At 71.4% G+C, this 13,775-nt stretch carries 8 protein-coding genes; 6 read left to right on the top strand and 2 right to left on the bottom strand.

Features of this window, described 5'->3' with window-relative positions:
* Nucleotides 1-216 precede the first annotated feature (216 nt).
* A complete protein-coding gene (locus ACFVTR_RS17875; protein ID WP_387039506.1) occupies nucleotides 217-2,136 on the top strand; it encodes a thioredoxin domain-containing protein in 1,920 nt (639 codons plus the stop codon).
* Between the two features lie 64 nt (nucleotides 2,137-2,200).
* On the opposite strand, the gene ACFVTR_RS17870 is transcribed toward ACFVTR_RS17875, so the two are convergent.
* The gene (locus ACFVTR_RS17870; RefSeq protein WP_387039504.1) at nucleotides 2,201-2,872 is read right to left on the bottom strand and encodes a GNAT family N-acetyltransferase; all 672 of its coding nucleotides are present in this window, start codon (nucleotides 2,870-2,872) and stop codon (nucleotides 2,201-2,203) included.
* 63 nt (nucleotides 2,873-2,935) lie between these two features.
* On the bottom strand, nucleotides 2,936-3,973 hold the full coding sequence (locus ACFVTR_RS17865) for a LacI family DNA-binding transcriptional regulator (protein ID WP_387039502.1): 1,038 nt from the start codon (nucleotides 3,971-3,973) through the stop codon (nucleotides 2,936-2,938).
* 206 nt (nucleotides 3,974-4,179) lie between these two features.
* On the opposite strand from ACFVTR_RS17865, the gene ACFVTR_RS17860 reads away from it, so the two are divergent.
* The 5 genes from ACFVTR_RS17860 (at nucleotide 4,180) to ACFVTR_RS17840 (ending at nucleotide 13,743) form a co-directional block, all read left to right on the top strand.
* Nucleotides 4,180-5,466: an ABC transporter substrate-binding protein gene (locus tag ACFVTR_RS17860; protein WP_387039500.1), complete on the top strand. Its 1,287-nt coding sequence runs from the start codon at nucleotides 4,180-4,182 to the stop codon at nucleotides 5,464-5,466.
* A gap of 121 nt (nucleotides 5,467-5,587) precedes the next feature.
* Nucleotides 5,588-6,568 carry a carbohydrate ABC transporter permease gene (locus tag ACFVTR_RS17855; protein ID WP_387039497.1) on the top strand — a complete coding sequence of 327 codons (981 nt, stop codon included), beginning with the start codon at nucleotides 5,588-5,590 and terminating at the stop codon, nucleotides 6,566-6,568.
* A complete protein-coding gene (locus tag ACFVTR_RS17850; RefSeq protein WP_387039496.1) occupies nucleotides 6,565-7,479 on the top strand; it encodes a carbohydrate ABC transporter permease in 915 nt (304 codons plus the stop codon). Before ACFVTR_RS17855 ends, ACFVTR_RS17850 begins: the two co-directional genes overlap by 4 nt.
* Complete coding sequence (locus tag ACFVTR_RS17845; RefSeq protein ID WP_387039494.1) at nucleotides 7,476-9,317, top strand: glycoside hydrolase family 35 protein; 1,842 nt, start codon at nucleotides 7,476-7,478, stop codon at nucleotides 9,315-9,317. Before ACFVTR_RS17850 ends, ACFVTR_RS17845 begins: the two co-directional genes overlap by 4 nt.
* Before the next feature lie 61 nt (nucleotides 9,318-9,378).
* Complete coding sequence (locus ACFVTR_RS17840) at nucleotides 9,379-13,743, top strand: endo-alpha-N-acetylgalactosaminidase family protein (RefSeq protein ID WP_387039492.1); 4,365 nt, start codon at nucleotides 9,379-9,381, stop codon at nucleotides 13,741-13,743.
* The last annotated feature ends 32 nt before the right edge of the window (nucleotides 13,744-13,775 follow it).

Below are 13,775 nucleotides of genomic sequence, written 5' to 3'. Positions count from 1 at the left end.
TGCAGGGGGGACCCTGTGGGAGAGTAGGACACCGCCGGACAAACATTACGAAGAGCCGCCCACCACGTGGGCGGCTCTTCGCCTTTAACACGAACACGCAACACCACAACACGAGCCGCACAGCACCCACCCCGGGCAGCTGGAGCGGCTCAACACCGTTAACCGAACCCACCACACAACCAGGCAGCCATCTGCGCGAGCACGTACCCTGAAGGCATGGGTGCTCGTCTCGCCGACGCCGTGAGCCCCTACCTCCGGGCTCACTCGGGGAACCCCGTCGACTGGTTCCCCTGGGGAGACGCGGCCTTCGCCGCGGCTCGCCGACGGGATGTGCCGGTGCTGATCTCGATCGGCTACGCGACGTGCCACTGGTGCCACGTGATGGCTCGCGAGAGCTTCAGCGATGCGCTGACGGCGCACGAGCTCAACGCGCACTTCGTCGCGATCAAGGTCGACCGCGAGGAGCATCCCGACGTCGACTCGAGCTACCTCGCCGCGGCCTCCGCCTTCACGCGGGAACTCGGATGGCCGCTCACCGTATTCGCGACGCCCGACGGGCGCGCGTTCTACGCCGGCACCTACTTCCCGCCGCTCCCGCAGCGAGGGATGCCGTCGTTCCGACAGGTGATCGCCGCGGTCGGTGAGGCGTGGCGCGAGCGCCGCGGGCAGCTCGAGGAGACGGCGTCGGCGGTGGCGGCCGCGCTGGCCGAGGCCTCGCTCGCCCAGACGGCCGGACCGTTGCCGGGCGAGGCGGAACTCACCGCCGCGGTGGCCGCCCTCGCGGCCGATGAGGATCGGGTGCACGGCGGGTTCGGCCGCGCTCCGAAGTTCCCGATCGCGCCCGTGCTCGGCTTCCTGGCGCAACGCGCGGGTGAGGGTCGGGCCCTGGCCCGTCGCACGCTCCTCGCGATGGCGGCCTCGCCGCTGCGCGATGGAGTCGACGGCGGCTTCTTCCGCTACGCCACGCGCAGCGACTGGAGCGACCCGCACTACGAGCGGATGCTCACCGACAATGCACTGCTGCTCGACGTCGCGGCCGAGCTGGCACGTGGGGCGAGCGACGACGACGAGGTCGTGGCGGTCGGGCGCGGAATCGCCGGCTACCTGATCGAGACTCTGCAGCTGCCCGAGGGAGGATTCGCCTCGGCGCAGGACTCCGAGAGCATGGTCGACGGCGTGCGCACCGAAGGCGGCTATGCCACGGCTGACGCCGAGCGTCGACGCACGCTCGAGCCGCCTCCGCTCGACGAGAAGGTGCTCACCGGCTGGAACGGCCTGGCGATCGGCGCCCTCGCTCGGGCGTCGGGGGCCTTCGACGCTTCTGACGCGCTCGTCGCGGCCCGACGCGCGGCCGAGTTCGTACTCGCCGCGCATCTCGCTCCCGACGGTACGGTGCGCCGTGCCTCGCGGGACGGGCTGATGTCGTCGGCCCGCGCCGCGCTCGAGGATGTCGGGATGCTGGCCGACGGGCTGCTCGACCTCGCCGTCGCGACCGGGTCGGTTCAGGACGCGGTGATCGCCCGCAGGCTCATCGATGCCTCGCTCGACGCGGCGGTCGATCAGGCCGCGGTCGGCGCGGCTGTCGCTGAGCCGGGTGCCGCGCCGGCGGTGTTCGCGGTGCCGGGCGGTGCCGACCCGGTGCTCGCCGAGCGGGGACTCGCCCTGCCGACGGATCCGGCCGAAGGGGCGGCGCCCTCCGGGATCACCGCGTGCGCGACGGCGGCCTGGAAGCTCTGGCTGCTCGGCGCGGGTGACCGCTACCGCGAGGCCGCCGAGGAGGCGATGCGTCGGCTCGCGGGCGCCGCGCTCGAGCGTCCGATCGCCTTCGGTGCCGCGCTCGAGCTCATGACCCGATTCGCCACGCCCGTCGTGCAACTGGTCGTCGTCGTGCCCGAGCGGGAGGCGACGGGTCGTCCGCGCGCCGACGACGAGCTCGTCCGTGCGGCTCGGGCGGCCGAGGCATCCGTGACGCTGATCGTCACCGAGGCGGAGGCGGCGGCTTTCGCCGACGCCGGCTTCGAGCTCCTCGAGGGTCGACGACTGCTCGACGGGCAGGCGGCGGCGTATCGCTGCCGCGAGTTCGTCTGCGCGCTTCCCGTCGCGGACGCGGCGGCACTCGATGCGCTCGCGCCGTGATCCGCCCTGGGCGGTTACATTCGAATGCGAGTTCGAACAGGTGTGGACAACCCTGTGGATAACTTCACGGCGTCGTCGAGCGGCCTCGCGTCTCCCACTCCCGACGGAGCAGTCCGTAGATCTGGCTGTCCTGCCAGCCGTCGTCCCAGACGTCCTCGATGAGGGTCGCCTCGAGGCGCATGCCGAGCCGTCGGCAGAGGGCGGCGGAGGCCGTGTTGCGCACGTCGACGTGGGCGTTCAGCCGATGGGGGTTCAGCGTCTCGAACGTGAATCGCACCACCTCGCCCACCGCTTCCGCCGCGAGCCCGCGCCCCTGGAACGCCGGGTGCAGCACCCAGCCGAGCTCGAGCTGGGCGTCAGCGGCGCTCGAGACGCGGACCATGACGTCGCCGACGACGCGATCGCGGTGGCCGGACTCGTCGACGCGGGCCATCGATCGTTCACCCCGCAGTGCCATGGCGAAGTGAACCGCATCGCCGGCCTCGGCGAGCCGGCGCATGCCCGCCCGCTTCAGCGTGTGCACGTGCGCCTCCTCGCGACTGCGCGCCGGCCAGGGGATGTAGCGCAGCACCTCGGGCAAGCGCTGGTACTCCCAGACATCGTCGCTGTCACCCGGCTCGATCGGTCGGAGCGTCATCCGCTCGGTCTCGAGCGGGGCGGCGAGCGAGTCGGCGTCGAAGGGGAGCGCCATCGCGGGCGCTCCTGCAGCGCCGTCGGCGGCGTGGCCATCGGTCATGCTCCGACGCTAGCGGCTGCGGCTGCGCCGCGGCGCGTCGGATCTCGGGCGGACCGCGCCGGGTCAGCCGGCGAACGGCGCAGTGCTCGCGCGGATCACGAGCGAGGCGTCGACGTCGGTCGACGTGGGCGGGGAGCTCGGATCGTCGATGCGGCGCAGCAGGTGCTCGACCGCGAGTGCCGCGATCACGCCGAACGGCTGGGCGACGGTCGTGAGTGCCGGGCTGCAGTACGCCGCGAGGGCGATGTCGTCGACCCCGACCACCGAGACGTCTTCGGGCACCCGCCGGCCGAGCTCGTGCAGGGCGCGGATCGCCCCGAAGGCCATCTCGTCGCTCGCGACGAACACGGCGGATGCCTCGGGGATGCGGCCGAGCAGGAGCCCCGCCTGGTACCCCGACTCGGGCGACCAGTCGCCGTGCAGCAGCGGTGGCACCTCGCGGCCGGCCTCCTCGAGCGCGGCGTGCCAGCCGGCGGCGCGGCCGGTCGAGTCGAGCCATTCGTCGGGGCCGGCGATGTGCCACACCGTGGGGTGCCCGAGCTCGAGCAGGTGACGTGTCGCCAGGCGGCCGACCTCGAACTGGTCGATCGCGACGACTTCGCTCGACATCGTGCGCGATCCGTCGATCGTGACGGTGGGGATGCGTCGGGCGATGGACTCGACGGCGTCGGTGGCGGTCGGCACCGGCACGACGAGCACGATGCCCTCGACCGACTGCTCGTCGAGCCGTGTCATCGCCGCGGCGATCGCGGCGGGGTCGAGCGAGCTCGCGGTCGAGATGTTCACGGCGTACCCGGCGCGGCGGGCGGCCGACTCGACGCCGTGCGTGACCGCCGCGCCCGAGTAGTCGACGGTCGGCAGGACGACGACGCCGATCGTGCGGGTGCGCCCCGACGACAGCGCCCGGGCGGCGCTGTTCATGCGGTAGCCGAGCTCGTCGACGGAGCGCAGGACGCGGTCTCGCGTGGCGGACTGCACGTTGGGGTGTCCGCTGAGCACGCGCGAGACCGTCTGGGCGGAGACGCCGGCGTGGTGCGCGACGTCGGCCATGCTCGGCGATCGCGTGCGGCCGCTCGCGTCGAGCCGCCGTGTGTTGGACATCTCGAGATCCTCCTACAGTGGTAGCGGAAACATGCTATCGCCAATCGTCCCGAATTCGCAGGAGTCGTTTCCATTGAATCCGGGCTTGTTATCGGTAACAACATGTGGCACCATCGGAACACGCCCCGCGGAGCCCGCACCCGAGACCGCGACGGCCTGATTCGTTTGCACGACGCATTCCGAGCTCATTCAAAGGAGAGGCAGCAGTGAAGAAGACAGTCATGCGCACGGTAGGCATCACCGGCGCGTTGGGCCTCGGCCTGGCGCTCGCGGGATGCTCCGGAGCAGCCGAGCCCGCAGCATCCGGCCCGGCCGAGGTCACGTTCTGGGGCTGGGCCCCGGGCTACGCCGACGCCGTCGAGGCGTTCAACGCCTCGCAGGACGACGTGGTCGTCACGTACGAGGAGGTCGCCCCCGGCGCGAAGGGCGGCTACGACAAGATGCTGAACGCGGTCACCGCGGGCAACGCCCCCTGCCTCGCGCAGGTCGGCTACGAGACCCTCACGAGCTTCGCCGCACAGGGCGCCCTCGAGGACGTCTCGGAGTTCGCGAACGCGAACGAGGACGAGTTCACGCCCGCCACCTGGTCGGCGGTCTCGATCGGCGACGGCGTCTACGGCGCCCCCGTCGACCAGGGCCCGATGGCGCTGTTCTACAACAAGGCGGTCTTCGACGAGCTCGGCATCGCCGTGCCGACCACCTGGGCCGAGTACCAGGCCGCCGGCGAGAAGCTGAAGGCCGCGGGCAAGTCGCTCTCGGCGAGCTACCTCAACTACGACTACGCGGGCTTCGACTGGCAGGCCGAGGCCCCGTGGTTCTCGGTCGACGGCGACAGCTGGAAGGTCTCGATCGACTCGCCCGAGGGCCAGGAGGTCGCCGACTACTGGCAGGGCCTCACCGACGCCGGGCTCATCAGCCAGGCCCCCATGTGGGACCAGTCCTGGTACACCGGCCTCGGCGACGGCTCGATCGCGACGCACGTCGGCGCGGTCTGGATCGCGGGCGTCCTCAAGGGCAGCGCGCCCGACGGCGCGGGCAAGTGGGCCGTCGCGCCCATGCCGCAGTGGGAGGCCGGCGACGACAAGGTCGGCAACGTCGGCGGTTCGGCCACGGCCGTGCTGAAGGGCTGCGACAACCCCGAGGCCGCGTGGAAGTTCGCGCACGCGATGAGCACCGACCCCGACATCTACACCGGCCTCATCGAGGCGGCGGCGCTCTACCCGGCGGCCACCGAGCTGCTCGACCTGCCGGCGCTCAGCGAGCCCGACCCCTACTTCGGCGACCAGGTCATCTTCGACGTCTTCGCCGAGGCCTCGCCGAACGTGACCACCGGCTGGACCTGGGGCCCGAACATGCCCGAGACCGTCGGCTTCCTCGATGACGGGCTCGGCAAGGCCTGGTCTGGCAAGGGCACCTTCGCCGACGCGCTGACGAGCACGCAGCAGCAGACCGTCGACGCGCTCGAGGCCCAGGGCCTCTCCGTCGCGGAGTAGCACCCGACGGTCGGGTCGGGGCGGCGCATCCCGTCGCCCCGACCCGGCCCCGAGGCATCCGCGGCCTCGACCAAACCGGCCATCGCACCGGCCGAGCCACCATCGCACCAAGCAGGACGACATGGACACCACTTCGACACGGGCGGTCACCACCGCCGACCGCGGGCGCCGCGCCGACCGCGCCGGTGCCCCGGCACCCGGCGGCGCCGAGCGACGCCGATCCGGCGGACGCTGGCGCACTCCGCTGCTGTTCCTGCTGCCGTTCGGCGTGCTGTTCATCGCGATGTACCTCGTGCCGATCGTGTTCGCGTTCGTGCAGAGCCTCTTCACCCTCCAGCGCTCGGGGCTCGGCCTCGAGGCCCCCACGCTCGACTTCACGCCGTTCGCGAACTACGCCCGCCTCCTCGGCGACACCGAGTTCCTCGCCTCGCTCGGCCGGGTGGTGCTGTTCGGCCTCGTGCAGGTGCCCGTGATGCTCGGCCTCGCGCTCCTGCTCGCGCTCCTGCTCGACTCGCGCTCGGCGCGCGGCAAGGGCTTCTTCCGGCTCGCCGCCTTCCTCCCGTACGCCGTGCCCGGCGTCATCGCCGCGGTCATGTGGTCGTTCCTCTACTCGCCCGTGACGAGCCCGATCAACACGCTGCTCGAGCGGGTCGTCGGCACCGGCATCCCCTTCTTCGCACCCGAGATCGTGCTCTGGGCCGTCGCGAACATCGTGACCTGGGGGTGGACGGGCTACAACATGCTCATCATCTACTCCTCGCTGCAGACGATCCCCGCCGAGACGATCGAGGCGGCACGCCTCGACGGGGCGGGCCCCGCCCGGATCGCGTGGAGCATCAAGATCCCGATGGTCCGCCCCGCGCTCGTGCTCACCGCCGTCTTCTCGATCATCGGGTCGGCGCAGCTCTACAACGAGCCCAAGGTGCTGCAGACCATCTCGGGCGGCGCGATCAGCAACACCTTCACCCCGCTCATGGCGGCGCAGGCGCAGGTCACCGCGCAGAACTACCCGTACGCGGCCGCGCAGTCGGTCGTGCTCGCGCTGCTCGTGGGCGTGCTCTCGTTCACCTTCTTCAAGCTCACGAATCGAGGCGAACGATGACCGCACCGACCCTGGAGTCGGCCACGCGCCTTCCGCGCACCGACCGGCCGGATGCCTCGCGCCCGCGCCGCTCGAACCGCGAGGCGAACCTCGCGAGCCGCCTGGGCGTGTTCGCCCTCCTCGGCCTCTCGGCCTTCTACTTCATCATGCCCATCTGGTGGCTCGTCGTCGCCTCGACGAAGCCCGCCGGGCACCAGTTCTCGGAGCCCGGCCTCTGGTTCGACGGCTTCGGGCTGTTCGACAACATCGCGCTCGTCTTCGCCGAGTCCGACGGCATCTTCGGCAAGTGGATGCTCAACAGCGTCTTCTACGCGGGGGTCTCGGCCGTCATCGGCACGCTGCTCTCGGCGCTGGCCGGTTACGCCCTCGCGAAGTACGAGTTCCGCGGTCGCGGGGTCGTCTTCGGGGTCATCCTCGCCGCCGTGCTCATCCCGAAGGTGATGTTCACCCTGCCTCTCTTCCTGCTCTTCAACCAGGTGGGTCTGCTGAACAACCCGCTCGCGGTGCTGCTGCCGAGCATCGTGAGCCCCTTCGGCGTCTATCTCGCCCGGGTGTTCGCCGCCCAGTCGGTCCCCGACGAGCTCATCGAGGCCGGACGGATCGACGGCGCGGGGGAGTTCCGCATCTTCTTCTCGATCGGCGTGCGCATCATGTCGCCCGCGCTCGTCACGATCTTCCTCTTCCAGTTCGTCGAGGTCTGGAACAACTTCCTGCTGCCGCTCATGGTGCTGAACGACAGCGCCCTGCAGCCGGTCACGGTCGGCCTCGTCGGCTGGGCGGGCAGCAACGGGCAGGTGCCCGCCGGCACCGTCGTGGTCGCCGCGCTGCTCTCGGTGGTGCCGCTGATCATCGCGTTCCTCGGCCTCCAGCGCTTCTGGCGCGCCGGCCTCACGGCGGGGGCGGTCAAGTGAGCCTGTCGACGGACCTCGCCGCCGTGGCGGCCGCGGGGCCCGGGACGAGCGCGCTCGCGATCGCCGACGGCGGGTTCCTCCGCGACGGCCGGCCGCACCGGATCTTCTCGGGGTCGGTGCACTACTTCCGCGTGCACCCCGAGCAGTGGCGCGACCGCCTCGAGCGGCTCGTCGCGCTCGGCCTCAACACCGTCGACACCTACGTCGCGTGGAACTTCCACGAGCGTCGCCGCGGCGCGGTCGACTGGAGCGGCTGGCGCGACCTCGAGCGGTTCATCGCGCTCGCCGGGGAGCTCGGGCTCGACGTCATCGTGCGCCCCGGGCCGTACATCTGCGCCGAGTGGGACAACGGCGGGTTCCCCGCCTGGCTCTCGGGCGCGCCCGGCATGCGGCTGCGATCGAGTCATCCGGCCTACCTCGACGCGGTCGACGCCTGGTTCGCCGAACTGCTGCCGCGCCTCGCGCCGCTGCAGGCGGCGCACGGCGGGCCGATCGTCGCGGTGCAGCTCGAGAACGAGTACGGCAGCTACGGCGACGACGCCGACTACCTCGCGTGGCTGCGCGACCGCCTCGTCGCGGGCGGCATCACCGAGCTGATCTACACGGCCGACGGCCCGACCGAGCTCATGCAGGACGGCGGCAGCGTGCCCGGCGTGCTGGCGACCGCGACCTTCGGTTCGCGTGCAGCGCAGGCGGCGTCGATGCTGCGCGAGCGCCGCGACGGCGAACCGTTCGTCTGCGCCGAGCTCTGGAACGGCTGGTTCGACCACTGGGGCGACCCGCACCACGTGCGCACCCCCGCGGGCGCTGCCGGCGTCGTCGCCGACATCCTCGCCGAGGGCGGCTCGCTGAGCCTCTACATGGCCCACGGCGGCACGAACTTCGGCCTCTGGTCGGGCGCGAACCACGACGGCGCGCGCCTGCAGCCGACGCAGACGAGCTACGACTCGCACGCCCCCGTCGCCGAGAACGGCGCGATCACCGAGAAGTTCCGGCTGATCCGCGAGGTGCTGGTGGATGTCACGGGGCAGGTGCCGCCCGAGGCATCCCCGACCCCGGCGGTGCTGCCGGCCGAGACGCTGCCGCTGCGCCGAGTCGCCGGCCTCCTCGAGACGGTTCGCCGCGCGGGCCGCGAGGTGCGCACCGCGATGCCGCCGAGCTTCGAGGAGCTCGGCCTCGACGCGGGGCTCGCGCTCTACCGGGCCGAGCCGATCGTGCCGCGTGGCGGGGCGCTGCTCACCGTGCGCGGACTCCGCGACCGCGCCGTCGTGTTCGTCGACGGTGCGCGCGTCGCCGTGCTCGACGCCGATGAGGCAGCGGCCGGCGTGCGGATCGCGGGCGAGGGGCGGGCCGTCGTGCTCGAGCTCCTCGTCGAGAACCAGGGGCGCATCAACTACGGCCCGCTGCTCGGCGAGGGCAAGGGCATCCTCGGCGGGGTGCAGCTCGACCGTCGGCTCGTGCAGCGCTGGTCGACGAGGGCGCTGCCGCTCGACGAGTGGGATGCGGAAGCCCTCGAGGCGCTCGCAGTCGGCGCTTCCGCGGGCGCCGACAAGACCGGAGGCGGCCTCGCGACGGCGACACTGACCGTCGAGGAGCCGGCCGATGCGTTCCTCGCGTTCCCCGGCTCGGGCAAGGGCTTCGTGTGGGTGAACGGGTTCCTGCTCGGCCGCTACTGGGAGATCGGTCCGCAGCTGACCTACTACGTGCCGTCGCCCCTGCTGCGCGCGGGCGAGAACACCATCACCGTGCTCGAGCTCGAGCGCCTCGGCGGCACCGTCGAGCTGCGCGAACAGGCCGAGCTCGGACCTGAACAGGAGTACATCGAGACCTTCGACTGAACTGCGCCGTCGGCGCGGGTCGATATGGACGCGTCGACTCGACGCGGGAATGGAGACGAAGATGCCTTCATCACGCCCACCGGGCCGCCTCTGGCGCCTCGGAATCGCGTGCGCGGTCGCGAGCGGAATGCTCGTCCCGCTCATGGCGACACCCGCCGTCGCGGCGGAGACCGCCACGGCCGACGGGTTCACCGCCCCCGCGCCCGGTGCCTCGTTCGGCCTGCGGACGAGCGACCTCGCCGTCACCGCCGATGCCGGCTTCCCCCAGGTGATCGCGTACACCGACCGTGACTCGGGCGCCGTGATGCACGGCAACGACGTCACGATCGCCGCCGTCACGATCAACGGCACGGCCCAGCCGGTCGAGGTCGTCTCGCAGGCCGACGGCCGCAGCGCGGTGGACTACGTGCTCACTCCGACGGCGCTCGCAGGCGTCTCGATCGAGGCGCGCCTCTCGGTCAAGCGCAACGTCGTCACGATCGAGGTCACGAAGGTCGTCGACCCCGACGGGGTCGTGAAGACCCTGCAGATCCCCGACCACCGGCTCGTCACCGTCTCCTCGGCCGAGGCCGGCGCGGCGATCGCGGCGGCGAACCTCTCGGTCGACCGCGGCGCCTCCGGCGACGTGTTCCTGCCCGTCACCGCCGCGACGCCGGTCGACGCGGCGCCGAAGGGATCGAACACGATCATCGCCAACACGGGCGAGCTCGCCGCGGCCTTCGCGACGAATGCGCTCTACGACACCTCGTCGGGCGCGAGCTCGAAGGACTCGGGCAACTTCTGGCGCCAGGCCGTCGCCGCAGAGGCCGGCGTCGAGGTCGGCATCGCGAGCGGCCCGTGGCTGTACCGCGCGCAGGGGCAGGGCGGCACGGAGGAGCTGCCCTGGGTCAAGGTCGCGATCACCCCCGACGCCAACGACGACGACGTCGTCGACTGGCAGGACGGCGCGATCGCGATGCGCGACATCCGCATCGCCCCCTACAAGGGCGAGCAGACGCCCGAGAACGTCATCACCCACATCCCCTTCAACTTCGCCTCGCAGGCGACGCACCCGTTCCTGCGTACGCTCGACGACGTGAAGCGCATCGCGCTGAACACCGACGGGCTCGGCCAGGTGGCCATGCTCAAGGGCTACACGAGCGAGGGGCACGACTCGGCGAACACCGACTACGGCGACAACTTCAACGAGCGCGCCGGCGGCCTCGCCGAGCTGAACGCCGCGGTCAAGGCCGGCAAGAAGTGGAACGCCAGCTTCGGCGTGCACATGAACGCCACCGAGATCTACCCCGAGGCGAACTCGTTCAGCGACGAGATCGCGAACGAGAACGCCAAGGGCTGGAACTGGCTCGACCAGTCGTACTACATCGACCAGCGCTACGACCGCGCCTCGGGCGAGCTCGACAAGCGCATCGGCGAGCTCGCCGAGGCGACCGACGACAACCTCGACTTCGCCTACATCGACGTCTACTACGAGCACGGCTGGCTCGCGCAGTCGCTGCAGGACTCGCTCGTGAAGCACGGCTTCCGCGTCGGCTCGGAGTGGGCCGACAAGCTCGCCGAGAACAACACGTGGTCGCACTGGGCGAACGACGAGAACTACGGCGGCTCCTCGAACAAGGGCGTGAACTCGCAGATCCTCCGCTTCGTGAACAACACCGAGGCCGACGTCTGGAACCCGCACCCCCTGCTCGGCACGAGCCACATCGTCGAGTTCGAGGGCTGGACCGGGCAGAACGACTTCGACGCGTTCCTCGCGAACGTGTGGACCGCGAACGTGCCGGCCAAGTTCCTGCAGCACCACGAGATCACGCGATGGACGCCCGAGCGCATCGACCTCGAGGACGGCGTGAGCATGACCGGCACGAGCGCCGCGGACCGTTCGATCACGGTCGACGGCGCCGAGGTGCTGCGCGGCGGCACCTACCTGCTGCCGTGGTCGTCGAAGCCGGGCAAGGACGCCGACAAGCTCTACCACGTGAACCCGGCGGGCGGGCAGACCACCTGGCAGCTGACCGATGACTTCGCGGATGCCTCGTCGCTGCAGCTCTTCGCCCTCGGCGACGCCGGGCGCACGAAGGTCGCCGACCTCCCGGTCGTCGACGGTGCCGTCACCATCGACGCCGAGGCGGGGCAGCCGTACGTGCTCGTCGCCGGCAAGAAGGCGACCGCCGCCTCGACGCTGCCGAAGAAGGCCTCGTTCGGCCAGGGAACCCAGGTCGAGGACCCGGGCTTCAACGGGCAGGACCTCGAGGCCTGGAACCCGGCCGGCTCCGCGAGCATCGAACGTGACGATCGCGGACGCCGCGCCGCCGTGCTCGGCGCCGGTGAGTCCTCGATCAGCCAGCGGCTCGGCGAGCTCGAGCCCGGTACCTACGCGGTCTCGGCCGACCTCGGGGTCGCCGCCGGACAGACGCGTGCGACGACCCTCTCGGTCGACGTGCGCGGCGACGACGGCGAGGACGCCTCGACGAGCGTCGACAGCTCGGGCGCCGTCAACCTGATGGCCGCCGACGAGTGGCGCGACACGAACCTGCAGCGCCTGCGGACCTACGTCACCGTGACCGACGACACGCGGCCGACGCTCACGATCGCCGCGGCCGAGGGTGACGCCCCCGTGCGCATCGACAACGTGCGCGTCGTCGCGACCGACGACCCCGCCTCGGGCGATGGCGTGCTCGTCGAGGAGGACTTCGAGCAGGTCGACCAGGGCTGGGGTCCGTTCTTCAAGGGCGACGCGGGCGGCTCGACCGACCCGCGCACGCACATCGCGAAGCGCAACGAGCCGTTCACGCAGCAGGGCTGGAACGGCCGCGCCTTCGACATGGTGCTCGGCGGCGACTACTCGCTGATGGCGCACGAGGAGAACCGCGGTCTCGTGTACCGCACCTCCGAGTACACCGCGCCCTTCGAGGCCGGACACCGCTACCGGGTGTCGTTCGACTACCAGAGCGGCGTCGCGGGGGCCTACTCGTTCGTGACCGGCGTCGACCAGATCGCCGGCGGAGCTACGAAGGCCGTCGACCTCACCTCGACCGAGTTCGGTGCCGTCCACGAGACGACCGAGTTCGTGCACGAGTTCGACGCACCGGCGTGCGGCGACCCGTTCGTCGGCCTCCGGCGCAACGCCGTCGGCGGCACCGGGTCGGACCTCATCCTCGACAACCTCCGCATCGTCGACCTCGGTGAGAGCGAGACCACGGGCGCCTGCGCCCGCCTCACGCTCGCGGCGCCGGTGAGCGGACTCGTCCCGGGTGAGGCGAACACCTTCACCACGAGCTTCACGAACCACGAGGGCGAGGCCGCGACGGATGTCGCGACCACGCTCGCCGCGCCCGACGGGTGGAAGGTCGCGCCGGTCGGCGCAGCCGAGTTCGCCTCGGTCGCGCCCGGAGCCACCGTGAAGACCACGTGGCGGGTGTCGGCCCCGGCCGACATCGAGCAGGGCAGCTACGAGATCTCGGCGGCGACCGGCTACACCGTCGCCGGCGGAACGCGGACCGTCGAGGCATCCGTCTCGGTGCCGACCCTGCCGCCGGGGCTGATCCCGCAGTCGCGACTCGCGATCGCGGGCGTGAGCGACGCCGAGCCGGGCACCGGCGACGGCAGCGCACGTGCCGCCATCGACGGCAACCCGGCCACGATGTGGCACTCGGCGTGGTCGCAGGTGAACCCCGACACCCCCTACCCCCACTCGATCGCACTCGACCTCGGCGACAGCTACGCCGTCGACGGGTTCGACTACCAGGTGCGGCGGGGCAACGGCTCGATCAAGAAGTACGAGCTCTACCTCAGCGCCGACGGCACGAACTGGGGCACCCCGGTGAAGACCGGCGAGTTCGCGAGCACCGCCGAGGTACAGCACCTGTCGTTCGACGCGACCGATGCGCGCTTCGTCAAGCTCGTCGGCCTCAACGCGATCAACGGGGCGGCGTTCGCCGGCGCGAATGAGCTCAACGTGTGGGGCACCCGCGCGGCCGCTCCGACGCCGCTGCCGAAGGACGCGATGACGGTCGTCGACTTCGACTCGCAGGAGATCGAGGGCGAGGACGGCCACGCGTCGAACGTGATCGACGGCGACTCGGCCAGCTGCTGGCACAGCGAGTGGCTGAACGACTCGCCGGCCTACCCGCACCACGTGTCGATCGACCTCGGCGGCTCGCAGGAGCTCCGCGGCATCTCGATCCAGCAGCGCCCGGGCTCCGAGCCCAACGGTCGCATCAAGGGCTACGAGGTGTACGTGAGCGCCGACGGCACCGACTGGGGCTCGCCGGTCGCGGCCGGTGAACTCGGCACGGGCACCGCACCCCAGCCGGTGATGTTCGACGCACCGACCACGGCGGCCTTCGTCAAGGTCGTCGGCACGAGCTCCCACAACGGGCAGCCGTGGGCCTCGATCGCCGAGCTGGAGTTCTTCGGCACCGAGTGATCGTCCGTGCCGGGCCGTGCGCGGCCCGGGAC

The organism is Agromyces sp. NPDC058126 (assembly GCF_042884595.1).
Lineage (GTDB): Bacteria > Actinomycetota > Actinomycetes > Actinomycetales > Microbacteriaceae > Agromyces.
The sequence above is the reverse complement of the archived record's forward strand: the minus strand, read 5'-3'. Positions and strand labels throughout refer to the sequence as shown.

Bases quoted from the DNA above. Each gene is read 5' to 3' on its own strand.
- ACFVTR_RS17875 (WP_387039506.1), top strand. From the start codon at position 217: ATGGGTGCTCGTCTCGCCGACGCCGTGAGCCCCTACCTCCGGGCTCAC.
- ACFVTR_RS17870 (WP_387039504.1), bottom strand. From the start codon at position 2,872: ATGACCGATGGCCACGCCGCCGACGGCGCTGCAGGAGCGCCCGCGATG.
- ACFVTR_RS17865 (WP_387039502.1), bottom strand. From the start codon at position 3,973: ATGTCCAACACACGGCGGCTCGACGCGAGCGGCCGCACGCGATCGCCG.
- ACFVTR_RS17855 (WP_387039497.1), top strand. From the start codon at position 5,588: ATGGACACCACTTCGACACGGGCGGTCACCACCGCCGACCGCGGGCGC.
- ACFVTR_RS17850 (WP_387039496.1), top strand. From the start codon at position 6,565: ATGACCGCACCGACCCTGGAGTCGGCCACGCGCCTTCCGCGCACCGAC.
- ACFVTR_RS17840 (WP_387039492.1), top strand. From the start codon at position 9,379: ATGCCTTCATCACGCCCACCGGGCCGCCTCTGGCGCCTCGGAATCGCG.